At 43.7% G+C, this 26,092-nt stretch carries 21 protein-coding genes; 2 read left to right on the forward strand and 19 right to left on the reverse strand.

What is annotated here, in order from left to right:
• Positions 1–183 precede the first annotated feature (183 nt).
• The 13 genes from pbpC to trmJ form a co-directional block, all read right to left on the reverse strand.
• Positions 184–2,505, reverse strand: coding sequence for a peptidoglycan glycosyltransferase PbpC (gene pbpC, locus PROVALCAL_RS07770; RefSeq protein ID WP_006658632.1), 2,322 nt, complete (start codon positions 2,503–2,505; stop codon positions 184–186).
• 113 nt (positions 2,506–2,618) lie between these two features.
• Positions 2,619–7,658 carry an alpha-2-macroglobulin family protein gene (locus PROVALCAL_RS07775; protein ID WP_006658633.1) on the reverse strand — a complete coding sequence of 1,680 codons (5,040 nt, stop codon included), beginning with the start codon at positions 7,656–7,658 and terminating at the stop codon, positions 2,619–2,621.
• Positions 7,659–7,897: 239 nt separating this feature from the next.
• Complete coding sequence (locus tag PROVALCAL_RS07780; protein WP_006658636.1) at positions 7,898–8,350, reverse strand: enhanced serine sensitivity protein SseB C-terminal domain-containing protein; 453 nt, start codon at positions 8,348–8,350, stop codon at positions 7,898–7,900.
• Between the two features lie 113 nt (positions 8,351–8,463).
• The gene (gene pepB / locus PROVALCAL_RS07785; RefSeq protein WP_036963906.1) at positions 8,464–9,759 is read right to left on the reverse strand and encodes an aminopeptidase PepB; all 1,296 of its coding nucleotides are present in this window, start codon (positions 9,757–9,759) and stop codon (positions 8,464–8,466) included.
• Positions 9,760–10,016: 257 nt separating this feature from the next.
• Positions 10,017–10,217 (reverse strand): Fe-S cluster assembly protein IscX, encoded by a 201-nt coding sequence (gene iscX, locus PROVALCAL_RS07790; protein WP_006661301.1) that lies wholly within the window; start codon positions 10,215–10,217, stop codon positions 10,017–10,019.
• Between the two features lie 7 nt (positions 10,218–10,224).
• Positions 10,225–10,557 (reverse strand): ISC system 2Fe-2S type ferredoxin, encoded by a 333-nt coding sequence (gene fdx / locus PROVALCAL_RS07795; protein WP_006658639.1) that lies wholly within the window; start codon positions 10,555–10,557, stop codon positions 10,225–10,227.
• 2 nt (positions 10,558–10,559) lie between these two features.
• Positions 10,560–12,410, reverse strand: a complete 1,851-nt coding sequence (gene hscA, locus PROVALCAL_RS07800; RefSeq protein ID WP_006658640.1) for a Fe-S protein assembly chaperone HscA — start codon at positions 12,408–12,410, stop codon at positions 10,560–10,562.
• A 12-nt stretch (positions 12,411–12,422) separates the two neighbouring features.
• Entirely contained in the window at positions 12,423–12,944 is a 522-nt protein-coding gene (gene hscB / locus PROVALCAL_RS07805) for a co-chaperone HscB (protein ID WP_006658641.1), read from the reverse strand.
• 112 nt (positions 12,945–13,056) lie between these two features.
• The gene (iscA, locus tag PROVALCAL_RS07810) at positions 13,057–13,380 is read right to left on the reverse strand and encodes an iron-sulfur cluster assembly protein IscA (RefSeq protein WP_006658642.1); all 324 of its coding nucleotides are present in this window, start codon (positions 13,378–13,380) and stop codon (positions 13,057–13,059) included.
• A gap of 204 nt (positions 13,381–13,584) precedes the next feature.
• Complete coding sequence (iscU, locus tag PROVALCAL_RS07815; RefSeq protein ID WP_006658643.1) at positions 13,585–13,971, reverse strand: Fe-S cluster assembly scaffold IscU; 387 nt, start codon at positions 13,969–13,971, stop codon at positions 13,585–13,587.
• A 24-nt stretch (positions 13,972–13,995) separates the two neighbouring features.
• Positions 13,996–15,210, reverse strand: a complete 1,215-nt coding sequence (locus PROVALCAL_RS07820) for an IscS subfamily cysteine desulfurase (RefSeq protein WP_006658644.1) — start codon at positions 15,208–15,210, stop codon at positions 13,996–13,998.
• 142 nt (positions 15,211–15,352) lie between these two features.
• The gene (gene iscR / locus PROVALCAL_RS07825) at positions 15,353–15,850 is read right to left on the reverse strand and encodes a Fe-S cluster assembly transcriptional regulator IscR (protein ID WP_006658645.1); all 498 of its coding nucleotides are present in this window, start codon (positions 15,848–15,850) and stop codon (positions 15,353–15,355) included.
• A gap of 117 nt (positions 15,851–15,967) precedes the next feature.
• Positions 15,968–16,699 carry a tRNA (cytosine(32)/uridine(32)-2'-O)-methyltransferase TrmJ gene (gene trmJ / locus PROVALCAL_RS07830; RefSeq protein WP_006658646.1) on the reverse strand — a complete coding sequence of 244 codons (732 nt, stop codon included), beginning with the start codon at positions 16,697–16,699 and terminating at the stop codon, positions 15,968–15,970.
• Positions 16,700–16,823: 124 nt separating this feature from the next.
• On the opposite strand from trmJ, the gene suhB reads away from it, so the two are divergent.
• A complete protein-coding gene (gene suhB, locus PROVALCAL_RS07835) occupies positions 16,824–17,627 on the forward strand; it encodes an inositol-1-monophosphatase (RefSeq protein ID WP_006658647.1) in 804 nt (267 codons plus the stop codon).
• An 80-nt stretch (positions 17,628–17,707) separates the two neighbouring features.
• Here suhB and PROVALCAL_RS07840 read toward each other — a convergent pair whose 3' ends face one another.
• Complete coding sequence (locus tag PROVALCAL_RS07840; protein ID WP_006658648.1) at positions 17,708–18,859, reverse strand: 3-phenylpropionate MFS transporter; 1,152 nt, start codon at positions 18,857–18,859, stop codon at positions 17,708–17,710.
• 78 nt (positions 18,860–18,937) lie between these two features.
• A complete protein-coding gene (gene glyA / locus PROVALCAL_RS07845) occupies positions 18,938–20,191 on the reverse strand; it encodes a serine hydroxymethyltransferase (RefSeq protein ID WP_006658649.1) in 1,254 nt (417 codons plus the stop codon).
• A gap of 350 nt (positions 20,192–20,541) precedes the next feature.
• Here glyA and hmpA point away from each other — a divergent pair, with 350 nt between their 5' ends.
• On the forward strand, positions 20,542–21,741 hold the full coding sequence (gene hmpA, locus PROVALCAL_RS07850) for an NO-inducible flavohemoprotein (RefSeq protein ID WP_006658650.1): 1,200 nt from the start codon (positions 20,542–20,544) through the stop codon (positions 21,739–21,741).
• Positions 21,742–21,926: 185 nt separating this feature from the next.
• On the opposite strand, the gene glnB is transcribed toward hmpA, so the two are convergent.
• The 4 genes from glnB to qseG are packed head-to-tail and all read right to left on the reverse strand — an operon-like array spanning position 21,927 to position 26,091.
• Positions 21,927–22,265: a nitrogen regulatory protein P-II gene (gene glnB, locus PROVALCAL_RS07855; protein WP_004921424.1), complete on the reverse strand. Its 339-nt coding sequence runs from the start codon at positions 22,263–22,265 to the stop codon at positions 21,927–21,929.
• A gap of 12 nt (positions 22,266–22,277) precedes the next feature.
• Positions 22,278–23,900 carry an NAD+ synthase gene (locus PROVALCAL_RS07860; RefSeq protein WP_006658651.1) on the reverse strand — a complete coding sequence of 541 codons (1,623 nt, stop codon included), beginning with the start codon at positions 23,898–23,900 and terminating at the stop codon, positions 22,278–22,280.
• A gap of 41 nt (positions 23,901–23,941) precedes the next feature.
• Positions 23,942–25,282: a two-component system response regulator GlrR gene (gene glrR / locus PROVALCAL_RS07865; RefSeq protein ID WP_006658652.1), complete on the reverse strand. Its 1,341-nt coding sequence runs from the start codon at positions 25,280–25,282 to the stop codon at positions 23,942–23,944.
• Complete coding sequence (gene qseG / locus PROVALCAL_RS07870) at positions 25,279–26,091, reverse strand: two-component system QseEF-associated lipoprotein QseG (protein WP_096759637.1); 813 nt, start codon at positions 26,089–26,091, stop codon at positions 25,279–25,281. Before qseG ends, glrR begins: the two co-directional genes overlap by 4 nt.
• Between the last annotated feature and the right edge of the window lies 1 nt (position 26,092).

Here is a 26,092-nt window from a genome sequence, read left to right on the forward strand (position 1 = left end):
GAACCAAGAATATGTGTCTGTTGTAGTTTTTATATTATTTCTATTCCTGATGTTAGGAAGCAGAAAAATAGGGCGTTGATTATAGGGGCTTGGATTACAATTTCCTACAGTCACAACAACATTTTGTTAATCTTTTTATAGCAAAAAATGCTAACTTTTTAATTAAGTCACTGTTTTATGCTATTACTTCACCTTAAAGTTGATAGCAGTCACCTGTCCACTCATATCTAAGACAGATATTTGGTAGTTTCCACTTTTTTCGAGCGTCAGCAAAATTGCCCCATTTTGCTCTGTATTGTTCACTTGCTCACCGTTTAAAAACCACCATTTTTGCCCTTGCCCACCTTGGGTGAGTAAACGCAGGTCTAAACTGGTTTTTCCGGGTAAACGCTGGAGAACGTCCCCTTCGCGGATCCCAGAAATTAACAATGGTGGCATTTCAAGGTTCAATGGAGGACATACCGTATCTGGTTTAGGTAGTCGATTTACCCGTTTTTCACTTGCTGGTAGCCATGACTCTACGGTGATCGGCCATAAATGGATCTCTTTTTCTTCCGCATTCGGGCAATCCGCCGCCACTTGTAAACCTTGTTCATTGACCCACACTTTTTGTCTGAGTCCCAATGAGGATTCTTGATCTCGTGCCATTAACGTTGGTGGAATTGTATTATCTAAAATCCAACTCAAACGACGCTGGCGACAATTACTATCTTCTTTCAATAATGAGGTTCCACCCGGCCAGCAAATGACGGCCTGGCTGACACTCGCAGGTCTTGAATCTTTTGGGAGCACTTCGCGAGATTGATAAATCCGCGTCAATAGCATGTTATTAACTTGATTCATGATAGGAATAGCAGTGGCATAGCCAAGCTGCCCCGCAACGGGTGTAGCGTCAGGGCGCCCGACCCAAACGCCAATGGTATATCGAGGATTTACACCAATCGCCCACGCATCACGGTAACCATAACTGGTTCCTGTTTTCCAGGCAAGATTTGGTTGTCCAGATAGATTTGCATCCGGTACAGGACGCGCTTCTCCAGCCATAATTCGACGAACAATCCATGCCGCCCCTGGTGACATCAAGGCTCGGTCGCGAATCACATCCGCTGGTCGATAACGCAGTGGAGACACTTTTCCTTGGCGAGCAAATGCACTGTATGCCGACACTAAATCTTCCATACGCGCTGCTGTTCCGCCTAAGATCAACGATAAATTGGGTTCTCCCCCCACAGGAAAACGCAGCTCGGTTCCGACATTACGTAATTGCGCGGTAAAACGCTTACTACCATATACATCCAGTAGCTGTACAACAGGTAAATTTAACGAGCGCACTAATGCATCACTAACACTCACGGGACCATTGAAACCGCTATCAAAGTTACCGGGGCGGTAATCATTAAATCGACGCGGTACATCTTGCAAAAGTGACTCTGCATGGATCAACCCATCATCCATTGCCAAGGCATATAAAAAAGGTTTGAGTGTGGAGCCCGGTGAACGCCACGCGCTGATCATATCGACATGACCAAAGCGACTATCATCCTGAAAATCAATCGACCCGATATACGCTTTCACGCTCATATCCGTGTGATCAACCACCAGCAATCCTAAAGAAGTTTGCTTAGGTAATTGGTTTTTCCAGTTCATCGCCATATCTTCAAGCTGCTTTTGCAGGCTTGCATCAATGGTTGTCTCCACGATGGATTCTTGGGAATCTTTAACCATCCGACGCGCCAGCAATGGCGCTAAATGCGGATTTTTACGTGGCGCAAGCCAGATTTGCTCTTGCTTAATTTCATTGACTTTTTCAGGCGACCATACTTGATATTCTGCAAGTCTATCGAGCACTTTATCCCGCGCTACTTGTGCTCGTTCTGGGTATCTATCGGGTCTTAAGCGACTCGGAGCTTGAGGTAAAACAGCAAACAGTGCCGCTTCACTCGCCGTTAATTTTGCTGGGGATTTATTTAAGTATACCCAGCTAGCAGCACCAATACCTTCAATCGTGCCCCCATAAGGCGCACGGTTAAGATACATTTCGAGGATTTCATCTTTGGAATAGTGATATTCCAGTTGTGCGGTACGCCATAACTGCTTAAGTTTGCCGCCAAAAGTACGTTCATGAGGGTCAATCAGCCTTGCTACCTGCATCGATATCGTGCTGCCCCCAGAAACAATGCGCCCTGAGCTCACTAACTGCCCCGCAGCACGCATAAGTGAAAATGGATTAACACCCGGATGCTGATAGAAATGGCGATCTTCATAAGTTAATAACGCGTCAATATACTCAGGCGAGACCTCATCCAGTTTCACGGGGAAACGCCAAATACCGTCTTTATCGGCAAAGCGCCATAACGGAGTCCCATCCCCCGCGACAACCGTGCGTGCCATCTCAATCTGCTTGATTGGCAGCGGCCAAATTTTATCTGCGGCTAAAAAGGCCAGTGGCAATACCACGACCAAAACCAGTAGCGTCCATCCAATGCGACGTAGCCATCTCTTCATTCGTCAATATACCGAGAGTTATTATTTGTTTTTATGATACTAAAAAAAGAGGGAAACACACGCTTCCCTCTTTATCTTCATCTAAATCAATAGCGATATTAATTCAATGTCAATTAACGAACCACTTCCAACTGACCATCGGAGTAACCCGTTGCACGCCACTCTGGCACATACATGGATTCCACCTGTGGTACTGGTTTGTTATATACACCCGGCGTTACCGCGCGAGCTAAGTAAACCAGTGTTGTTGGACGATATTGTTGAACTTCTACTGCCGCAACAAAACGGTCATCACGGTATTCCATGTGACGAATTTGCGACTGCTGCATATCATCAATCATCTCTTGCAGATTTGGCGCAGATTCACTGAGATTCGCGCTGCTATTGGCTAAGTTTTGGTTTTCCAACTCTAAGCCCGCAGGTAATAAATCCACCACCAGTGCATCAGGGACAGTTTGGTTGGCATTCACTTCCAACTTCACCACCACCATTTCGCCGCTTCTTAATCTATCGATTGAAATACGGTTGCCTTTCATATCGTAGTAACTGCGTTTGATATCCAGCACATTTGAGTATGGCTTCGGTGAACGCATCGGATAACCGACAACATTCAAGCGAGTATACAGTGTGCTTGTACCGCTGTTTTCAACACTATAACCATTTACTAGCTGTTGTTTAGTTAAGAACTCACTTACTGGTTTATCTGAAACCAATGGTGGCTCTTGACCATTGACTAGCGCTTTCCATGGTGTTTCTGTTTCATTAGCATAGAAACGACCGGCTAAGTACAGGGCATTGCTCTCTTGAGTTGAGAAATACTTCTGCGAAGTCAGGTTGTTAGATAGCGTTTGCAGTTTTTGGTCACGGGATTTTGGCATCAAGTTATATTCATTTAACAATGCCACGATCATCGCATCATCACGGATCGCTGAACCATAGTCACCAATGCTGCTGTAACGTGCGCTCTGTTTCTTCATACCATCAATAATGGCACTTTCACCACGTGCTTTATCACCCATCAGGTTTAATGCCACACCCAGTTGAACTAACGCTAAACCGCTGGTCGCATTGTTGGCTTGACCATAGATTTGACGCAGTGCTCCTAATGGCGCTTTCTGCTGAGTCGCTAACACTAAGCCCGCATAGGCTTGGATCGCAAAACGGGATGCGTCTGGCTGATCCGTGTACGGATAACTCACTTGGCTACCATCTTGTAAGTAGCTTAACAGGCGTGTATTCGCATTATTTAATGCACTTTGCGGTACAGAGAAACCACGCTGATTAGCTTTATTTAAGAAATCCGTCGCATAGGCGGTTAACCAATACTCTTCACGTCCCATTTTATCCCACAAGGAGAAGCTACCGTCGTCACGCTGCATGCTCAATAAATGAGGGATCCCTAACTCAATCGCTTTATGGCGATCCGCGTCAGTTTGTGAATTAATCCCCAGTTTTTGCAGTTCCGCTTGTGTAGAGAACAGTGACGGATACAGCCCACTCACGGTTTGTTCTAAGCAGCCGTATGGATACGCGAACAGCTCGCGAATATAGCGTGCAATTTGCAGTGGTGGACGACTCGTTAACAGAACTTGCCCTTCCAGCGTATCTTGCTGTAAATAAGCAAAATCATTGGTTGGTAATGACCAAATTTCACCCGGCTCAATCGCGGTAGCAAATGCCACAGTTTCAGCCGGTTGTGCTGGACGCACGCCCACTTTCCAACTGTTTTTGTACTCTTTCTCCGCTTCCCCTTCGACTTTCACGCCGTTAATGGTCATGGAGACTTCACCTTCACCAAAGCCATAATCAGCACTGACTGGCAGCGTCACTGTGGTACGCTTGCCCTTGGTCAGTTCGATATCACGGGTTGGTGCACCGTCTAATTTCACCATGCCCGACGCTTTAAATGTGACAGTCACATTCTGCGTATTGTCGGTCATGTTGGTAAGATCTAACGCGAAGTAAGATTTATCGCCCCCCGCCATAAAGCGCGGCATCGACATTTGCGTCACTAATGGTGCAGCAACCACTACTTTGCTGTCAGCATGACCAAAATCTTTTTGGTTCCACGCTTGCGCCATAAGGCGCAGCTCCCCATTAAAATCAGGGATAGCTAACGTAATTTCTCCTTCGCCATTTTTATCTAAGGCAACAGGTTGTGCTTGTTCTGCAATAATCTGCACTTCAGTTAATGGCTTCATACCACCACGCTCAAGTGCGGCATCTTCACCATCACCACCAAAGCGCAGGTTCGCTAACTTTCCTTGCCCTTCAATTAAGTGACCATACACATCGTATTGGTCAACGCTGTAGCGCTTACGACCAAAGAAAGCATCGTAAGGGTCTGGCGTTTTAAAATCCGTGATATTCAATACGCCAGTATCAACCGCAGAGAGCAATACATTCACTGTTTCAGGAAGTGGCTTGCCATCTTGAGAAGTGGCTTTGATCTTCACTTTCAGATCTTCATTTGGACGCATTTTTGTCGGTGCGTTCAGCGCCAATGCAATCTTACGATTTTCATCAGCTAGCGGCAGGTGTAATACCCCAACGGCGCGTTTAACAGTCGCCTCTTTGGAATCATCTCCTGGGCGAACAACCACCGCAGAGATATATAAATCATGGCGTGCCCACTCTTTATTCACCGGCACTTCCACATCTAACCCGCCAGCTGGGACATCAATTTCCTGCCACCATAATGGGGCACTGCTAGATTCAAGCAGAATATAACCTTTACCTGCTTTTGGCGCTTCGATGCGGACTTTGGCTTTTTCACCCGGTAAGTAAGCTGGTTTATTCAGACTGAGTTTCACTTGGTCAGGACGAACGGAACCGCTACCTCCGGTATTATCTTGCCACGAGAAGCCAGCCCAGAATTGAATGCTACTGACAAGCTCATTGTCAGGGTTAGTAATTTCTAAACGGAATGACCCCCAATCCACTGGGAATGAAATCTTAGCGGTGCCATCTTTCGCAATGGATATATTTTCATTCGCTATCACCAAATCTTTTTGGTCGTAGTTAGAGACCCAGCCGCCACTTTCTGACCAGCTCCAATAGTAATCACGACGCTCATACACTAAACGCGCCGTGAGGTTTTCAGCAGCCAGCTTGTGTCCAGCCATGTCTGACATGACAATTTCAAACTCAGCTAAAGAGTTTTCATCGACGTTATAACGTTTTGCGTAACGGTCAGTTCGGTAATCGTAGATCTCTTTTTTCTCGAATAACGGACGAATACCAACAAGTTTTTTCGCTGGCCAGATCGCTTGTTCAGCACGGCGAGTCACCGGACGACCGCCCGCCTCAAGTAAGCTAGCTTGCAGAACAGCGGTAATCGGGGAGCGTGTTGATTCCCAATTACTTTGTGGTAGGGAAATCACAGTTTCGCCACTGTTATTCAAGGTTAAATCAAACTCATCCAGCTTACGGGGTAAGCCTTCTTCATTAGTCGCACCGAACTCAAAACCTGGTAATTTCGCCACTGCTTCGCGGTTTGCTTTCAGTAATACTTGCCCTTGCAGCTGATTATCTGCTGCTGGTGCGCCATAGAGATAACGACCTTTAATATCAAATTCAACAGGCTGCGTGATTAATACAGGTTTTTCGCTGCCTGTAATATCCAGAGCCATACGCTCTGGCATAAAATCTTCAACGTTAAATTTGTAGTAACGTTGTGGAGACCCGTCACCTAAATCAAAACGCAGTGACCAGCCACCCGTTTCAGCATTTTTAGGGATCTCTAGCTGATACTGATACAGACCATCTTGTTTTTCATCGCCCTGCCACACAAAGCTTTTGTAGACTTGACCATCGGTCTTTAAGACATCCACTTTAACTGGTTGAGATTTCACAGGCTGACCATCGCCATCACGCAGTAAACCATTCACTAACAGTAATTCACCGGGACGATATAAATCACGAGGACCAAAAACAAAAAACTGTTTGGCATAACCGGAAGGACCCGAGATATCAAACTCAGACAAGTCTAACGCAGGCTGAGTCAGGTCAATCATACTGGTTTGCCCTTCGTGGGTTGCCAGCAATAATTTACCACCCGCTAGTTTATCTAGCTGAGCGTGACCGTCACCATCAGTAGTGCCCTTCGTCACTAACTGACCTTTTTCATCTAAAATACGTAGTTCGACGCCTTTGATTGCCGAACCTTTCGCTAATGATTGCGTGAAAATATCCACACGATCATGGTAGCTATGTAATGACACACCGATATCACTTAAGGTAAAGACTGTCGCTGGGAATTGATAACTGTAGCTACCCGCTTTTTGCATGATCGCCAAGTAGACGCCATCTTGTTGCAGCTCTTTGATGTCTTTCAATGGCAAGAGAATGGATTGGCGGGTATTTTTGTCTGGGTTTAAATCAAAGCGCCCAGTGTAGGCTAATTCAACTTTGTCGAGGAACTCATCGGAATACCAGTATTCATAATTGCTGCGGTATTGCCACATTGCGAGGAATTGCGGTAACTGCTTTTCATCAACACGGAAAAAGTTAACATCGATTTTATCCACGTTCAAAGCGATAACCGGTAAACCTTGTGCCACTTTACTTGGTAACAGCGACCCTTTACTCGCAAACCCAACGGTTGGAATAATCTGCGCAGTTTGGAATTTTTTCTCGAAACTGTTTGTAATGGTACGCTCGTTAACGGCTTTCACACCCGGATTAACGGAAAGGTTTAATTCTTTCGATGGCGGTAAATGACGGAAACGTAACTCCATTTGGTTATCAGACAGTTCCCAATCTCCATCCAGTTTGCCGGATTTCACATCCACCAGATTTAGGTACTGTCCAAAGTTTTGATTCGGTTGCAATGGCACCGAGAACGTCACCACCATGGCGCTCGCACCATCAAGTTGCAATTCTGAGGCATCCAAAATTTCCAGATCTTTCCCGGCATATTTTTTCACTAACTCTTCATTGGAAAGCTTAGGCGCTGCCTGTTTTTGTTCTGCAACAGGCGCCGTTTTAGTACTCGTTTCTGCCGCTGAGGTGGAGACATTACCCTCTTTTTTCGTGGTATCGTCAGTATTATCGCAGCCCGCTAATGCCATAACGGACGCTAAGGCTAATGCTACATAACGCTTTTTCGTTTTTAGACCCGCCAATGAAGTCCAACTTGATTGTTGTTTCATTACCGCCCCATCCCTTATTAAGTTAATTTATTATGTTAATGAAGCTCAAGAGCAGCTCTTGAACTTAAATACGTTGCGATGATTGAGCTTAGTGTGTAATCCGCAATAATAAGCATGCGCATTAATTGAATGCATAATTTAACAGAATGTAACACCAACACCTATCAGACAAAACGGAAAAAATGACATGAAAAAATAAAGACGCGGTAAAAGCCGCGTCTTTATTTTAGAGGAGGAAATTAGGTATTTTTGATGGGGATGCTGTCGCGTAAGAAGCTGCCTAGACGGCGCTGGTAAAAAGGTGCCACATGCTGGGTAATGAAGTGACTTAGCCCTTTTTCGTCTTCATTGACGACACAAAAATCAATAGACTCATCTTCGTCAATATATTCGCACGCGGTTGCACCAGCTTCTTGAATAATTTCATCGATATTTTCTGCGCCCGGAACAAATTCCAACGCTATCATCAAAATATCATCAAATTGTTCATCTTCCACTTCTTGAACCGAAACAATAAACGCGCGTCGTACGACTTTATGTTGTTTAAAAAACTCACTGAGCGCCGCTGTCAATTCTTCAGGTTCTTGTTCGAGAACGCTTAATTTTAATGAAGAACCTTCCGGCACCGTGAGTTCAGTAAACTGAACATCGGATTGCGAGTCTGTTGTTAGGTTTTGGGATTGTTGCGTCATTCAATATCCTCTACAACCAAAAATATTATCGTCTAAATTCAAAAACCATTCATGTTAAAGAAAAAATCGCAGGCTGCATTGACTGCACCACTGCGATTTCATTATAACGCGAATTATTTTGATTTTTTGAGAAGTAAGTTGGCTAATGTTCTCACACCAATACCGGTTGCCCCTTCTGCCCATAAACTCACTGGTGATTTACGGTAAGTTGCTGAACAATCGATATGTACCCAGTTTTGACGGTAGTTTTCAACAAAGTGAGACAGGAAGGCTGCCGCTGTACTTGCACCCGCCGTATGAGATGGTGCAGCGATGTTATTCAGATCAGCAAAACCAGAAGGTAATTGCTGACGATGGAATTCAGCTAATGGTAAACGCCAGAATAATTCAAACTCTTCGTCTGACGCTGACATTAACTCAGCCACTAATTTGTCATCAAAACTCAATACTGAGTGGTAGTCATTGCCGACTGCGGTTTTTGCTGCGCCTGTTAAGGTTGCTGCATCAATCAGTAAGGTTGGTTTATCGTTGCTTGCATCAATCAAGCCATCTGCCAGAACTAAGCGACCTTCCGCATCTGTATTCATGATTTCAACAGATTTACCATTACGATAACGGATAATATCCCCTAACTTGAAGGCATTACCACTCACCATGTTATCAGCAATACACAGGTATAATTTCACACGTTTGTTTAAACCACGAGTAATCGCAAGCGCTAACGAGCCAACCAATGTTGCCGCACCACCCATATCCGCTTTCATCGAGTTCATTGAAGAAGAAGGCTTAATGCTATAGCCTCCTGAATCGAAAGTAATCCCTTTACCCACTAAACAAGCAAACACTGGCGCTTTTTCGTCTTTGCCTGGGTTGTAGTCCAACGCCAGCAATACAGGAGGACGGCTAGATCCACGACCCACGGTATGAATACCCGTGTAACCTTGTTCTAATAGATCATCACCTTTAACAATGCGGTAGCTAATATCTTGAGCGCCCACTTTGCACATTAGGTCGATTGAACGTTGAGCGAGCTGCTCCGGTCCTAATTCTTCAGCAGGCGCATTGATGATGTCACGAACCCAATCAATCGTATTAATACGCTGTTCTAATTCTTTGCGATCCGCTTCTTGTAAAGCAGGCCACTCGATAGTTCTTGCCCCTTTTGGTGCGCGAAAACCCTGCCAAAATGCCCAACTTTTTTCTAAGTCCCAGCCTTCGCCAGTTAATGACACATTGCGAATACCTTGGCTATCTAATTTGCGACCAGCACTTTGTACTGCACACAGTTTGCCTGGGTGCTTAAGATGGATAGTCATGCCTTTATCGTTTGAACTTAATAGAGCGCCTTCGCCCCAGCATGGCGCTGCAGGTTCACATGTAATCATGACTGGCATAATTTGTTTGGTCATTATTTTTCTCACTTTATCCACTAAGTTAATTATTGCGGGTCTTGAATTTAGCAGACCATTAAATTTAGCTTATCACTTTCTGCTATAAATCTTTGCTAATTCACCAACTATACCCTAAAAATGGTCATAATATTGAGTTTAGTACCTATCGGATTAATAGGCTCTTTTGGACCATTTTATTTTCTAATAGGTCATATCACAGATGAAAAAAAACCGGATGCAATTTATTCATTGCTATCCGGCTTTATCCAACTATCTTATTCGTATTCATCCAGCCAGACTAACAAAATGGCTTCAAGGATTTTTTCGTTAGATTTTTGAGGGTCATCCTCAAAATCTTCTAAATCGCAGATCCATTGATGCATGTCGGTAAAACGCACGGTTTTTGGGTCTGTATCCGGATAAGCATCATAGAGCGCTTCACCGATTTCACGACTGTTTGTCCATTTTAGGCTCATAGCTAACTCATTCTCTAGCATGGTTAATCGTATACTTCGGAATATCGACAACCAGATCTTCATCCGCCACTAATGCTTGGCAGCTTAAACGGCTTTCCGGCTCTAGACCCCAAGCTTTGTCTAGCATGTCATCTTCGAGTTCACTGCTCTCTTCAAGTGAGTCGAATCCTTCACGCACGATGCAGTGACAAGTTGTACATGCACAGGACTTTTCGCAGGCGTGGTCAATTTCAATTCCATTGCGCAGTGCTACGTCTAAAATAGATTCGCCCTCTTGTGCTTCAACGACAGCACCTTCCGGACATAACGTACTATGAGGTAAAAAAACGATTTTAGGCATAATTATATCTCATCCACAGAATGGCCAGACAACGCCTGACGAATAGAAGCATCCATTCGGCGAGCGGCAAATTCTTGGGATTTCTTATCCAGTTGTTTAATTGCATTTTCAATAACAGTAGGGTCTGTGCCTTCTACTGCTTGGATTAACTCATTGACTGCATTATCAATTTCTAACTCTTCGGTTGGAGTCAGTAAATGTGCATCTTGCTCTAATGCAGTCGTTAAACTTTCAAGCACTCTTGCCGCTTCAACTTTTTGCTCCGCTAAGCGGCGCGCATTCAAATCCTCTTGCGCGTTAGTCATTGAATCTTTAATCATGGTTGAAATTTCAGTATCAGTTAAACCGTAAGAGGGTTTAACTTGAATCGATGCTGCTACACCCGTGGATTTCTCCATCGCACTCACGCTGAGTAAGCCATCTGCATCAACTTGGAATGTGACACGAATATGAGCCCCACCCGCTGCCATTGGCGGAATATCTCGCAGAGTAAAACGGGCTAATGACCGGCAGTCTGCCACCATTTCACGTTCACCTTGTACTACGTGAACGCTCATCGCGGTTTGCCCATCTTTAAAGGTTGTAAATTCTTGCGCGCGAGCCACAGGGATCGTGGTATTTCGTGGGATCACTTTTTCCACTAAGCCGCCCATCGTTTCCAAACCTAATGAAAGTGGGATGACATCTAATAGCAGCATTTCGCTATCAGGTTTATTACCCACTAAAATATCAGCTTGAATTGCAGCCCCAATTGCCACAACTTTATCTGGATCGATAGAGGTTAATGGCGTACGACCAAAAAATTCGCCCACTTTGTTACGAACTAATGGGACGCGAGTTGAACCGCCAACCATCACGACATTCAGAACATCACTGTTTTCCACTCCCGCATCTTTTAATGCACGGCGACATGCCATTAAGGTGCGCTTTACATGAGTTTCAATCAATGACTCAAAGGTTTCACGGCTGATGTTACCTTGCCAGTTTGGCAGTGTAATCGTTGCTGAATCAGCATCACTTAACGTGATTTTCGTTTCAGTGGCAATGTTCAATAGCTGGCGCGTTAAGTGGTGATCTCCCTGAACAGAAAGTCCCGCTTGCTGTGCAATCCATTGAGCTAGCACATGGTCAAAATCATCACCGCCTAAGGCTGTATCTCCACCGGTTGCTAACACTTCAAATACACCACGACTCAAGCGTAAAATTGATACATCAAAGGTACCGCCACCTAAATCATAAACCGCGATAACTCCTTCTTGGCCTGAGTCCAAACCATAAGCTATCGCAGCTGCTGTGGGTTCGTTTAATAAACGTAGAACATGTAATCCCGCTAAACGAGCAGCATCTTTCGTACCTTGGCGCTGCGCATCATCAAAATAAGCTGGAACAGTGATCACGACACCATCCATTTCTCCGCCAAGCGTTTGCTCTGCTCGCTTTGCTAGCGTTTTTAAAATATCAGCAGAAACTTGAATTGGATCGACTTGCCCGGCAGCCGTTTGGATAAAAGGCAAACCATTTTCGCTAGCTGTCAGCTGATAAGGTAAATTTGGATAACGAGCTTGAATATCAACCAATGAGCGCCCCATCATTCGTTTTACAGAAATGACAGTGTTCACTGGGTCTTGCTCAGAAAGTTGTTTTGCTTCCCAGCCGACAATACGATTATCCGTTTGATAGTTCACGATTGAAGGTAGCAGATAACGACCGTGTTCATCGGGTAACACCGCAGCTTCACCACTACGAACCGTCGCAATCAATGAATGTGTTGTACCAAGATCGATGCCCGCCGCCAATTTACGTTGGTGCGGTGCAGCGGTCATTCCCGGTTCACTTATTTGTAATAAAGACATAATCGTTTTCTCTTAAAAGTCGTCTAGTAACCGTTCTTCGAGTTGCTCAGCTTGTTGCTGTAACTTATCGAGAAAACGCAATTTTCGGACGGTATCAGCGGCTTTTTCCCACTGCATAGAGTCGAGTTCAGAGACCATCAAAGCGCTACGAGTCTGTTGCATTTGTTTGACGTTTTTCATAAAAACAGACAGCTGCTCAAGAGGTTGAGCACTGTTTTCGATGTTATCTAACTCTTCGCGTAATTCGAGTTGCTCCATCAAAAATGCGGTGTCATGTAAGGTATGTTGTTCGTTATTAATGTCATAACCTTGCAATAACAGCATATATTCCGCACGTTTTAGCGGATGACGAAGCGATTGATATGCCGCATTGATAGTTGCAGCATGCTGAAGTGCCTGCATTTTTTCCTGTTCTGAACAGGTAGCAAAGCGATCGGGGTGATATTGTCGCTGTAATTCTTGAAAGCGATGTGTGAGTTGCTCACTATCAATCGCATATTTAGGGGTTAACCCAAAGAGAGTAAAGTAATCCATAAGTGCTCAGTTTCTCGAACCGGGTACCAATGTCGCTAAGTTTTGCTAAAAATCATGTGGTTATTAGCGCTGCATTAGTTACATTGGTCAAAGTCATGCTCATTTAAAGACATTATACGTGAAAACTTTCACCGCATCCGCATTCACTGTTAACGTTAGGGTTATTAAATTTAAACCCTTCATTTAAGCCTTCTTTCACAAAATCCAGCTCAGTGCCGTCTAAATAAACCATGCTTTTGCCATCGACGATGACCTTAACACCCTTATCTTCAAAAACGGTGTCTTCTTCATTAATTACGTCAGCAAATTCAAGCACGTATGCCATTCCTGAGCAACCTGAAGTTCTTACACCTAAGCGCAAACCTTCGCCTTTACCACGATTTTTCAAGAACGATTGAATTCGTTGCGCTGCACTTTCTGTAAGAGAAATCGACATTGCAAACCTCACTTTAGAAACAAACAAGGCAGATGCTAGAAATTATTAGCATCCGCCTTCAAATCATCGGTACAACTCATTATATTTAAAGTTGCATAATAAATACATCTTTAATTAATTTGAGCTTATTTATCAGTAACTGAGCTATATATTTTGTTGTTAATATAATCTAAGAAATAGCTCTTACTTACTGATATTTATCTATTATTTGCTTTGGCGTTTGCTTTTATAATCAGCAATAGCAGCTTTAATTGCATCTTCAGCCAGAATTGAACAGTGAATTTTCACTGGTGGTAATTCTAACTCTTCAGCGATTGCTGTATTTTTGATTGACTCGGCTTCGTCTAAACTTTTGCCTTTCATCCACTCTGTAACCAGTGAACTTGATGCAATCGCAGAACCGCAACCATAAGTTTTAAAGCGTGCATCTTCGATAATACCATCATCATTGACTTTAATTTGCAATTTCATGACGTCACCACAAGCAGGTGCACCCACCATACCGCTACCCACGCTTGGGTCATTGTTATCAAATGAACCAACGTTACGTGGATTTTCATAATGATCGATAACTTTTTCGCTGTAAGCCATTCTTAAACTCCTAAAACTGTCTGATTAATGGTGAGACCATTCGATGCTGTTAAGATCCACGCCTGCTTTAAACATATCCCATAAAGGAGACAGCTCGCGTAAATGGCCGATTGCACCATGAATCTGTTTGATTGCATAGTCAATTTCTTCTTCTGTGGTAAAGCGACCTAAAGAGAAGCGAATTGAGCTATGAGCCAGTTCGTCATTCATACCTAAAGCACGCAGCACATAAGAAGGTTCTAAACTTGCAGATGTACAAGCGGAACCAGAGGAAACTGCTAGGTCTTTCAACGACATCATTAATGATTCACCTTCAACATAGTTGAAGCTGACGTTAAGAATGTGCGGCGCACCATTTTCTAAGTCACCGTTCAGGTAAACTTCTTCGATATCTTTGATACCGTTCCATAAACGTAAGCGTAACCCACGCAGACGTTCAGATTCTTGAGCCATTTCTTCTTTAGCGATGCGATACGCTTCGCCCATACCCACGATTTGGTGAACAGGTAATGTTCCTGAACGCATACCACGTTCATGACCACCGCCGTGTTGCTGCGCTTCTAAACGGATACGCGGTTTACGACGAACATACAGCGCGCCGATACCCATTGGTCCGTATAGTTTGTGAGCAGAGAATGACATTAAGTCAACTTTTAATGCTGACAAATCGATAGGTAATTTACCTACACTTTGTGTCGCATCCACATGGAATACGATACCGCGGCTGCGACATAATTCGCCAATTGCAGCAATATCCTGAACAATACCAATTTCGTTATTCACATGCATGATTGACACTAAAATAGTATCTTCACGCATTGCCGCTTCTAACTCTTTCAGGTCGATTAAGCCGTTGCTTTGAGGTGCTAAGTAAGTCACTTCAAAACCTTCGCGCTCTAATTGGCGGCATGTATCCAGAACAGCTTTGTGCTCTGTTTTACATGTGATGATGTGCTTGCCTTTCTTCTGATAAAATTGGGCTGCACCTTTGATAGCTAAGTTATCAGATTCTGTTGCACCTGATGTGAAAACGATTTCACGCGGATCCGCATTCACTAATTCAGCGATTTGATTACGTGCAATATCTACCGCTTCCTCAGCTTGCCAGCCGAAACGGTGTGAACGAGATGCTGGGTTACCAAAATTCCCATCCATTGTTAAACATTGCATCATTTTTTCAGCAACGCGTGGGTCAACTGGCGTTGTAGCTGAATAATCTAGATAAATCGGTAATTTCATTGCTCACATACTCCAAAGGACAAGACAACTTTGCCTTTAATTTTTTAATGACCCCAAGAGTGGAAACCGCTATAACTGGGCTTTTTCACTATTTGGTGATCGACTGCAATTTATAATCTATCTTTATGTTAGATACGAACTATTAGGCACGAATATTGATAATGGATTCTGGCGTAATGCCGTTTAGCATCGTTTTACGCTTTTCATTATCTTGCCTGTCAGCAACATCCATAACCTCTTGATTTTTAACTAATTCATCAAGGCTAATGCTACTGAGGAAACTTGTAATTCTGTCACTTAGGTCACGCCATAATGCGTGAGTTAAGCAACGGTCACCATTTTGACAACCTTCTTTATTACCCTGACAACGAGTCGCATCAACGGATTCATCAACCGCAGCAATTACTTCAGCAACAAAAATTTGGTCTGCGTCACGCCCAAGCAGATAACCACCACCAGGACCGCGCACACTAGAAACTAAATCGTTTTTACGTAAACGAGAGAAGAGTTGCTCAAGATAAGAGAGGGAAATTCCCTGACGTTCAGAAATGTCAGCTAAAGGTACTGGACCTGTCTGAGAATGTAACGCGACATCTAACATCGCAGTTACTGCGTAACGCCCTTTAGAAGTGAGTCTCATAACATAAATACTCCGTGGTAAAATATGCAATAATTGTGACATACTTGAGTAATTTGGTCAACTATTTACCTGACTAATTTACTCAAGTATTCTGTTCACTTTACCACAGCATTAACCTCATTTTTTCGCCCATTTTTCCATTGAAGTCAAAATGCCACGAAGAATATGCAACTCTTGAGTTTCTACATGGGCACGGGTAAATAAACGTCGTAGTTTATTCATAATTAACCCTGGGTGCGCCTTGCGAATAAAGCCGGATTCATTCAATACGCTTTCAAGATGAACGTAAAAACGCTCTAAATCTTCAGCAGGTGGGTATTCTACCTCATCATCCACTGATGTTTGCGTATTTTTTTCAGCAATTGCCAAATACGCCATGCGGATTTCGTAGCTGACCAACTGTACCGCCATCGCCAAGTTCAACGAACCATATTCAGGGTTAGTCGGAATATAAAGATGATAATTACATCTTTGCAATTCTTCGTTAGTTAAGCCGACTCTTTCACGACCAAAAACAATGGCAACGGGTGCATCTTTAGCTTGTTCAACCGATTTTACGCCACATTCACGAGGCTCAACCATTGGCCAAGAAAGCGTACGAGAACGTGCACTGGTGCCAATAACCAGTTTGCACCCTTCCAGCGCCTCATCGAGAGATTTCACGACTTTGGCATTACCGATAACATCACTCGCTCCCGCTGATAATGCGATAGAGTGAGAATCAGGTTCAACAAGTGGGTTGACTAAATAAAGGTTTGAAAGCCCCATTGTTTTCATTGCGCGGGCCGTTGAGCCCATATTGCCAGTGTGTGAGGTTTCAACAAGAACGATACGGATATTTTCTAGCATGGTTTATACATTATCATGAAAAATTAATCGCAAGAGTCTAACACAAAATTGCTTATTGTGACGAACATCTATATACTTTGCGTCTCTTGTTTTTCGTTCTTTAACATCCCAGTGGAAAATACCCATGCATCCGATGCTTAACATCGCCATACGTGCTGCACGTAAGGCTGGTAATTACATAGCTAAAAACTATGAAGACCCTCAGAATGTGACTGTAACCCAAAAGGGTTCTAACGATTTCGTCACTAACGTTGACCGAGACGCTGAACAAATCATCGTTGATATTATTCGTAAATCTTACCCAGACCACACAATCATCACTGAAGAAAGTGGTGAATTATTAGGTAAAGATGATGATATTCAATGGGTAATCGATCCACTGGATGGCACCACCAATTTTACAAAACGTCTCCCTCACTTCTCAGTTTCTATCGCTGTACGCGTTAAAGGTCGTACAGAAGTTGCCGCTGTCTATGACCCAATGCGTAACGAATTATTTACTGCTGTACGCGGTCAAGGCGCTCAAATGAACGGCTACCGTTTACGTATGGCTGAGAAACGTGATCTTGAAGGCGCAGTTGTTGCAACTGGCTTCCCATTCAAACACAAACAACATGCACCTATCTACATGAATATCATGGGCAAAATGTTTGAACAGTGCGCTGATTTCCGTCGCACAGGTTCTGCTGCTCTGGATTTATGCTACGTGGCGGCGGGTCGTGTTGATGCTTACTTTGAAATCGGCTTAAAACCATGGGATTTCTTAGGTGGTGAGCTTATCATGCGTGAAGCAGGTGGGATCATGACTGACTTCGTTGGTGGTCATAACTATTTAGCATCAGGCAACTTAGTTGCAGGTAGCCCACGCGTTGTTCGCGATATTTTGGCTGCAATGAAAGATGAATTATCTGAAGCGTTAAAACGCTAATTCCCGCAGAATTCAAGACAGATAAAAAAGGCGCTAGGTTATAAACCTCAGCGCCTTTTTATCTTTCATAATGTTGTTTGTTACGCTTGAACACTCACTTTTGGGCGAATAAATAATGCAGGTACAGCCAACAGCGCCATCAAGTAAAATACAACACCATGTTGATCAGGCATGCGTTCATATATATAACCGACCATGATGGTAATCACCGCAAGCCCGCCTCCTGTTGCTAATGCCGAGTATGCACCTTGCAACGGAATGATTTCATTCTCTTTACGTGCACTGATAAAGCGCATCGCCGCTAAGTGACATACCGTAAACGTGCCGCTATGTAAAACTTGCACGATGATCAATACAGGTAGCGCAGTAAATGCCCCCATCATTCCCCACCGAATAATTCCACAAACTGCCGATAATAATAATAAATTTCGAGCGCTCCAGCGGCGGAATAAACGGTGACTCAACATAAATACAATAACTTCCGCCACCACACCCAGTGACCATAAATTTCCAATCACCAAATCTGAATAGCCGGCTTCCTTCCAAAACAAAGAAGCAAAACCATAATATGCGGCATGAGCGCCTTGTAATAATGTCACACAGATGAGAAACATCAGGACGTTTTTATCTGCAATCAGTTGTTTAAATGAGACCTTATTAGTGCCTTCTGTTTTAGCTACCCCTGCTGGCATAATGGCAGGTTTTAACATCGCTCCAAATAATAGTGCAGCACAACTAATCACAAGTGCGACCATAATTGAAGTATGTCCCCATACTCCCGCAAAATAGCCCATAGAAGATGAGCCAATAATAAAGGCGATGGAGCCCCAAACACGAATTTTGCCGTAGTCAAATGTGAATTGCTTCTGCCATGTTCCCGCTAATGAGTCCCCCAATGGCACCATCGGTGCAAAAAAGAGGTTAAACCCTATCATGACAAACATTAACCAAGCCCAGTGAGAGCCGAATGAAAATCCAATTGAAAAAATGAGGGAAAGTGCAGCCAGCAATCGCAAACCATTAATCAACTTCGACGGTTCTTTGACTTGAGGAGTAATAAACATTGCACCTAAAAAACGCGCCGCGAGCCCTATGCCAAGCAATAACCCGATCATTTCGGCATCAATACCCTCACCTTGCAGCCATACCGACCAAAATGGTAGGAAAATACTGTAGGCAAAAAAGTAGGTAAAATAATCAATCGCTAACCAGCGCGTTGATGGGATAACCATCACTCCTCCCTTTTTTCAATGCAAAAAACCCGCTTTTACACGATGTAGAAGCGGGTTTAGATAACTAATCAGTTTAAATTATGCGTAAACTGGGTATTTTTTACAGATAGCTAATACTTTCTGTTTAACGGCTTCAATGGTCGCTTCGTCATTGAGGTTGTCCAGAATATCACACATCCAGCCAGCTAGCTCGCGAGCATCTGCTTCATTGAAGCCACGACGTGTAATTGCAGGAGAACCAATACGAACACCAGAAGTTACAAATGGGCTCTTCGGATCGTTAGGTACGCTGTTTTTGTTCACAGTGATATTTGCGCGACCCAATGCAGCATCCGCGTCTTTACCTGTGATGTCTTTGTCAACTAAGTCAACTAAGAACAGGTGGTTTTCAGTACCGCCAGAAACGACTTTAAAGCCGCGCTGTTGGAAAACTTCCACCATGGCTTTCGCATTTTTAGCGACTTGCTGTTGGTAAGTTTTAAACGCAGGCTCCATCGCTTCTTTCAGTGCTACCGCTTTACCCGCGATAACGTGCATCAGAGGACCACCTTGTGAACCTGGGAATACCGCAGAGTTCAGACGTTTATACAGATCTTCATCACCACCTTTAGCCAGGATCAAACCACCGCGTGGACCTGCTAAAGTTTTGTGTGTTGTCGTCGTGACGACATGAGCATGTGGAACTGGGTTAGGATACACCCCCGCAGCCACCAGACCCGCAACGTGAGCCATATCAACGAACAGATAAGCACCGATGCTATCAGCGATTTCACGCATTTTTGCCCAATCAACCACACCAGAATACGCGGAGAAACCGCCGATGATCATTTTTGGTTGGTGTTTTTTCGCTTGTGCAGCGATATCGTCGTAATCAATTTTACCGCTTTCATCGATACCATAAGGAACGATGTTATACAGCTTACCGGAGAAGTTGACTGGAGAACCATGAGTTAAGTGACCACCGTGCGCAAGGTTCATACCTAATACAGTGTCGCCTGGTTGCAGAAGTGCCATATAGACAGCCGCGTTAGCTTGTGAACCTGAGTGTGGCTGTACGTTTGCGTAATCAGCACCAAATAACTCTTTCGCACGGTCGATAGCTAATTGCTCAACAACGTCAACAAATTCACAACCACCGTAATAACGTTTAGTTGGGTAACCTTCCGCATATTTATTGGTCAGCTGAGAGCCTTGAGCTTGCATAACTCGTGGGCTGGTGTAGTTTTCAGAAGCAATTAATTCAATGTGTTCTTCTTGACGTTGTACTTCTTTTTCCATTGCTTCCCACAGTTGTGGGTCGTAATCTGCAATATTCATTTCACGCTTTAACATTCGCTTCTCCTGCCTCAGCAATTCAATAAGGTAACAATCAATTCAACTTAATGACTGACAGTGTAAACTCTTTTTCGCCATTGAGATAGCCCCTAAGAAAAAATATACGCAAACGATTGCATTAATTTTTTTGCTTTCAGATAGCCTTAAACAACACAAAATATAATAGTGCATATTTCAATAATACCGAGATGAATATCTAACTTTGCAAGCGACCTCTAACTTTGCAGTGAATTCCCTCACTTTTTGACACGTTAATTATTTACATTTACCGTTAAATATTATAAGTTGCATATAAAATACATGTTTGTAAATTCATAAAATCATGAAAATAATTCAGGAGCACCTGTATGCTTGACCAACAAACTATCGCCACAATTAAATCCACTATCCCCGCTATCGCTGCAACGGGTCCTAAGCTAACCGCTCACTTTTATGACCGGATGTTCAAACAACATCCAGAACTGAAAGATATTTTTAATATGACTCACCAAAAAAATGGGGATCAGCGTGAAGCTTTATTCAACGCCATTTGTGCGTATGCTGTGCATATTGAAACCCCTGAAGCCCTGATTGGCGCGGTGGAAAAAATTGCTCAGAAGCATGTCAGCTTAAATATCAAACCTGAACACTACCCCATTGTTGGTGAAAATTTGTTAGCTGCAATTGATGAGCTACTTAGCCCAGGTCAGGAAGTCTTAGATGCATGGGGCAGAGCTTACGGTGTACTCGCTGATATTTTTATTAATCGTGAAAATGCGATTTATCATGAGAATGCTGAAAAAGTAGGTGGTTGGGAAGGTTTAAGAGAATTTAGAGTGACTAAAAAGCAGCCACAAAGCACAGTCATCACTAGTTTTGAATTCACACCTGTTGATGGAAACCCCGTTGCTGACTACCGCCCAGGACAATACATTACCGTCTATCTGAACGAAAATAGCTTTGAAAATCAAGAAATTCGTCAGTACTCGCTCACTAGCGCACCAAACGGCAAGACCTACCGTATAGCGGTCAAACGTGAAGAGCAAGGCACAGTATCAGGCTTTTTACACCAACATCTCAATGAAGGTGATATCGTTCGCTTAGCGCCACCTTGCGGCGACTTTTTCCTTGATGTCGATCCACAAACACCAGTCACACTGATTTCTGCAGGTGTGGGGTTAACCCCAATGCTCAGCATGCTTAACCATCTCACACATCAACAACATCCAGCACCAATCAATTGGCTGCATGCTGCTGAGAATGGTGATGTTCACGCATTTGATCAAGAAGTTAGCAATCTAATGGCACAGCATGAGCAAGGTCATTCGGCAGTTTGGTTCAACCAGCCAACGCAACAAGATCAGTTGGGTACAGACTATCAATACCGCGGATTACTGGATTTAGCACAAGTGAAAAACAAAGTGCTTCAGCCGAATATGCAATTCTACTTCTGCGGACCTGTCGGCTTTATGCAACATGTCGGAAAACAGCTGATTGAGATGGGCGTTACTGCTGATAGCATTCATTATGAGTGTTTCGGTCCTCATAAGGTATTGCCACTGAATTAATGAAAGTTATTCATTATAGTGAATTGTTTTTTAAGACTTTAATTTAAATTATTTTTCATTTTGCGGTAACGGACTCGCATATAAATATATTGTCATCCCAAGTAGGATATATTTATTCCGTTACCGCACTTTTCACTCAAATAACTAAGCTTGAATGGTTCAAGTTAGCAAATTAACTGAAATCGTTAAATCGCTTCTTCATCCTGTTCTCCCGTACGAATACGGATCACTCGAGCGACGTCATACACAAAAATCTTACCATCACCAATTTTGCCAGTCTGCGCTGTCTGCATGATGGTTTCGACACAGCTTTCAACGATATCGTCAGGCACCACAATCTCGATTTTTACTTTAGGTAAAAAATCGACCATATATTCTGCACCACGATAAAGTTCCGTGTGACCTTTTTGACGACCGAAGCCTTTCACTTCGGTTACGGTCATGCCAGTGATCCCCACTTCGGCTAAAGCCTCGCGTACATCATCAAGTTTAAATGGCTTTATAATTGCATCAATTTTTTTCATATTCAGTCCCTGTTATGACCAGTTTTTCCGGCCAAAACCTGAGGTAATCGGATAACGACGATCTTTACCGAAATTACGCATTGTGATCCGTGGTCCAACAGGAGCCTGACGGCGTTTATATTCGTTAATATCGACAAGACGCACAACTTTGCGAACGATTTCTCTATCAAATCCGAGCTTAATAAGATCAGCCACAGATAAATCTTTTTCTACATAACCGTCTAAGATAGCATCTAACACATCGTAAGGTGGTAAGCTATCTTGGTCCAACTGACCTGGCGCGAGTTCCGCTGAAGGTGGTCTATCAATCACGCGCTGCGGAATTGCCGGCGATATTGTATTACGATATTTAGCCAGTTCAAAGACCAGTGTTTTCGGTACATCTTTTAGGACATCAAAGCCACCTGCCATATCACCATATAGCGTTGAGTACCCTACTGCTGACTCACTTTTATTGCTGGTTGTCAGCACTAAGCGGCGGCGTTTATTGGACATCGCCATTAAAATAACGGCGCGGCAACGAGCTTGTAAGTTTTCTTCGGTAGTATCCGGTTGAGTTCCCTCAAACATCGGTTGTAATTGAGCCATAAAAGCATCAAACATCGGCTCAATAGACACAATATCAAACTCAACACCTAACAATTCAGCCTGCTCTTTCGCATCATGAATGCTCATTTCTGACGTATAACGAAATGGCATCATCACGGCTTGAACACGATCTTTCCCAATAGCATCTGCCGCAATCGCCACGGTTAATCCTGAATCAATCCCACCAGATAGTCCTAAAATCGCCCCATTGAAGCCATTTTTATTGATGTAATCGCGAGTGGCTAAGACTAATGCTTGATATACCTGCGCGATTTGAGACGCTTCAGGCTGTTTCGGCTGCTCAGTCACTAATTTCACATCTTCAAAGGTGACTGTCGCCACTTGCTCTGCAAATTCAACCATTTGATAGACTTGCTTGCCTTTGTTTGCCAGCACTTTCGAGCCACCATCAAATACGAGTTCGTCTTGTCCACCCACTTGGTTAAGATAAACAATCGGCAAACCGGTACGCTGAGCATGCTCCACCAGCAGATCACTACGAATATGTTCTTTATTCAGATCATATGGAGATGCATTGATAGTCAATACGAGGTCAGCACCCGCCCCTTTAACGGCATCAATGGGTTCGTCATACCAAATATCTTCACAAATCAGTAAACCGAGCTGATAACCTTTGAATTCCACCACGCACGTTTTTTCCGCCGCAGTAAAGTAACGAGGCTCATCAAAAACGCCGTAATTAGGCAGTTCTTGCTTAAAATAACGGGCTAATAGCTTGCCTTGGTAGAAAAATGATAATGCGTTATAAATTTCATTCTCTTCGTACCACGGATGTCCCACGATGATCCCGCATTGACTGCTAGCTTGTTGTAAACGTTTTAATTGCGCAGTGCATCGCTCTTCAAAATCGTGGCGGAAGAGTAAATCTTCAGGGGAATACCCTGTCAGAGCCAGCTCAGAGAACATGACAATATCAGTATTTTTTCCCTGTTCTTCAACAGTTTGCAACATGCGTTCGCAGTTGCCTTCAATGTCACCAACTAGCCAGTTAAGTTGTGCCAGTGAGATATTAAGCTTACGGCTCATAACGTGTTTACTCTCCCTTAATCCTTTAGGCTATAAAGGTTTTATTCTTTAAAATCATTCGCTTCTAAATCGTGACGCCCGAGTAGTTTATAAAACTCGGTACGGTTGCGTCCCGCCATACGTGCAGCTTGGGTCACGTTGCCTTTTGTCATCTGCAATAACTTACGCAGATAATTCAATTCAAATTGGTTACGCGCTTCTACAAAGGTCGGTAACGCCGTATTCTCCCCTTCTAATGCTTGGCTAACCAAGGCTTCACTAATTACTGGGGATGTTGTTAATGCAACACATTGCTCAATCACGTTGACTAATTGACGCACATTTCCGGGCCAACTTGCAGTGATCAAACACTTCATCGCATCACTCGAAAAGCTGCGCACAAAAGGCTTATGCCGGTTCGCAGCTTCACGTAATAAATGATTTGCTAATAATGGAATATCTTCAGCGCGTTCATTTAATGCAGGGATCCGTAAGTTCACCACATTCAAGCGATAATAGAGATCTTCACGAAACTCATTTTTTTCCATTGCTTTAGGTAAGTTACGGTGAGTAGCAGAAATGATCCGCACATCAATATCTAAATCTCGGTTACTTCCCAAAGGGCGTACTTTTCGCTCCTGCAAAACACGCAGTAATTTCACTTGAAGTGGCATTGGCATATCACCAATCTCATCTAAAAAGAGCGTACCGCCGCTGGCTGCAAAAAATAGCCCTTCACGGCTACTCACCGCTCCCGTAAATGCGCCTTTAGCATGTCCAAACAGTTCAGATTCAAGTAATTGTTCAGGCAGCGCACCACAGTTAATCGCAATAAACGGCTTATGAGCACGAGGGCTCACCTTGTGAATAGCTTGCGCTAATACTTCTTTACCTGTACCACTTTGCCCATTGATGAGCACACTGACATCAGACTGAGCCACCATGTGAGCCTGCTCAAGCAGACGGATCATGAGTGGGCTGCGAGTCACAATACCCGAGTTCCACTCTACATCACTTATTGGCGTTGATGACAACGCTAGCGCTTCATCAATGGCTTTGTAGAGTGCGTCTTTATCAACAGGTTTCGTTAAGAAACTAAATACACCGCGTTGAGTCGCTGCCACTGCATCGGGAATCGAGCCATGAGCGGTTAAGATAATCACAGGAAGGTTGGGATGGGCTTTTTGCACTTCATCAAACAGTGCCATACCATCCATCTCGTCCATGCGTAAATCGCTAATGACTAAGTCAATTTTTTCTTTTTGCAGTAATTTTAGCGCTTCAGGTCCGCTTTCTGCTGTTGAGACTTTAAATCCTTCACTACTTAGACGCATTCCAAGCAATTTTAACAGGCTGGGATCATCATCCACCAAAAGTAAGTTAGCTGACTTACGGCTGGTCATTGTGTTTTATTCTCCGAGGAATTCTGTTCGGTAGGTGCTGGCGTTGTCTCCGCGGGGGCAGAGACAGCCGCTTCATCTTCTTTTTCGGCTTCATTCGCATTTTTTTTGCGTGAAGAGAGCTGACGTTCGATATCCGTCAGGTTTTCTAACTTGCGGGAGGTATTATCAAGCTCGAAACGTAGCTTAGCGTTATCTTCTTTTAGACGGTCAAGTTTTCCATCCATCTCTTGCTGCATACGCTTATACCGCGCGTTCGCATCCGCTAGATTAATCTGTTGAACCTGCTGTTCACGCCATAATTGCAGCAATGGCCGAATAGGCGTTGGGAAACTCAAGCTATAGGTATTAATGCTATCCAACATCTGGCGACGTTCAGCAATGGTGGGTTCCGCGGAACCTAATAGAATATTTTTCGTGAATGAAGTTGACCAATTATTCACCTCTATTTTTGCCGCTTCTGCGCGTGCTTTATCGGCATCCATTCTGTCTACACAACCCATCATTCGTAACCAATAGAGGGCATTTTCCTGCGAGGTAGGCTCTTGGTTTTCCCAGATGGATTCGCAAGAAGCGTAGCGATAATCCGTTGTTTTCACTTCAGGGATCACCACTTTCGCTAAGGTGTCTAATGGAGATTGTCCGTTCTTCGCAACACAGCCAGTTAAAATAAGTGAGAATAAAAGCATTCCCAAAGGCGTTCCGACGCGGGAAGGCTTAACACAGCTCCCACGGCGAATTGAGGTTAATTTTGTCTTCAACAATATTGTATTACACAATACTGCCAAGAAATCTGTAGACCTGTTTTGCATT

This window comes from Providencia alcalifaciens DSM 30120, from assembly GCF_000173415.1.
Lineage (GTDB): Bacteria > Pseudomonadota > Gammaproteobacteria > Enterobacterales > Enterobacteriaceae > Providencia > Providencia alcalifaciens.

Coding starts and splice junctions, on each gene's coding strand:
- pbpC (WP_006658632.1), bottom strand. CDS start 2,505: ATGAAGAGATGGCTACGTCGCATTGGATGGACGCTACTGGTTTTGGTC.
- PROVALCAL_RS07775 (WP_006658633.1), bottom strand. CDS start 7,658: ATGAAACAACAATCAAGTTGGACTTCATTGGCGGGTCTAAAAACGAAA.
- PROVALCAL_RS07780 (WP_006658636.1), bottom strand. CDS start 8,350: ATGACGCAACAATCCCAAAACCTAACAACAGACTCGCAATCCGATGTT.
- pepB (WP_036963906.1), bottom strand. CDS start 9,759: ATGACCAAACAAATTATGCCAGTCATGATTACATGTGAACCTGCAGCG.
- iscX (WP_006661301.1), bottom strand. CDS start 10,217: ATGAGCCTAAAATGGACAAACAGTCGTGAAATCGGTGAAGCGCTCTAT.
- fdx (WP_006658639.1), bottom strand. CDS start 10,557: ATGCCTAAAATCGTTTTTTTACCTCATAGTACGTTATGTCCGGAAGGT.
- hscA (WP_006658640.1), bottom strand. CDS start 12,410: ATGTCTTTATTACAAATAAGTGAACCGGGAATGACCGCTGCACCGCAC.
- hscB (WP_006658641.1), bottom strand. CDS start 12,944: ATGGATTACTTTACTCTCTTTGGGTTAACCCCTAAATATGCGATTGAT.
- iscA (WP_006658642.1), bottom strand. CDS start 13,380: ATGTCGATTTCTCTTACAGAAAGTGCAGCGCAACGAATTCAATCGTTC.
- iscU (WP_006658643.1), bottom strand. CDS start 13,971: ATGGCTTACAGCGAAAAAGTTATCGATCATTATGAAAATCCACGTAAC.
- PROVALCAL_RS07820 (WP_006658644.1), bottom strand. CDS start 15,210: ATGAAATTACCGATTTATCTAGATTATTCAGCTACAACGCCAGTTGAC.
- iscR (WP_006658645.1), bottom strand. CDS start 15,850: ATGAGACTCACTTCTAAAGGGCGTTACGCAGTAACTGCGATGTTAGAT.
- trmJ (WP_006658646.1), bottom strand. CDS start 16,699: ATGCTAGAAAATATCCGTATCGTTCTTGTTGAAACCTCACACACTGGC.
- suhB (WP_006658647.1), top strand. CDS start 16,824: ATGCATCCGATGCTTAACATCGCCATACGTGCTGCACGTAAGGCTGGT.
- PROVALCAL_RS07840 (WP_006658648.1), bottom strand. CDS start 18,859: ATGGTTATCCCATCAACGCGCTGGTTAGCGATTGATTATTTTACCTAC.
- glyA (WP_006658649.1), bottom strand. CDS start 20,191: ATGTTAAAGCGTGAAATGAATATTGCAGATTACGACCCACAACTGTGG.
- hmpA (WP_006658650.1), top strand. CDS start 20,542: ATGCTTGACCAACAAACTATCGCCACAATTAAATCCACTATCCCCGCT.
- glnB (WP_004921424.1), bottom strand. CDS start 22,265: ATGAAAAAAATTGATGCAATTATAAAGCCATTTAAACTTGATGATGTA.
- PROVALCAL_RS07860 (WP_006658651.1), bottom strand. CDS start 23,900: ATGAGCCGTAAGCTTAATATCTCACTGGCACAACTTAACTGGCTAGTT.
- glrR (WP_006658652.1), bottom strand. CDS start 25,282: ATGACCAGCCGTAAGTCAGCTAACTTACTTTTGGTGGATGATGATCCC.
- qseG (WP_096759637.1), bottom strand. CDS start 26,091: ATGCAAAACAGGTCTACAGATTTCTTGGCAGTATTGTGTAATACAATA.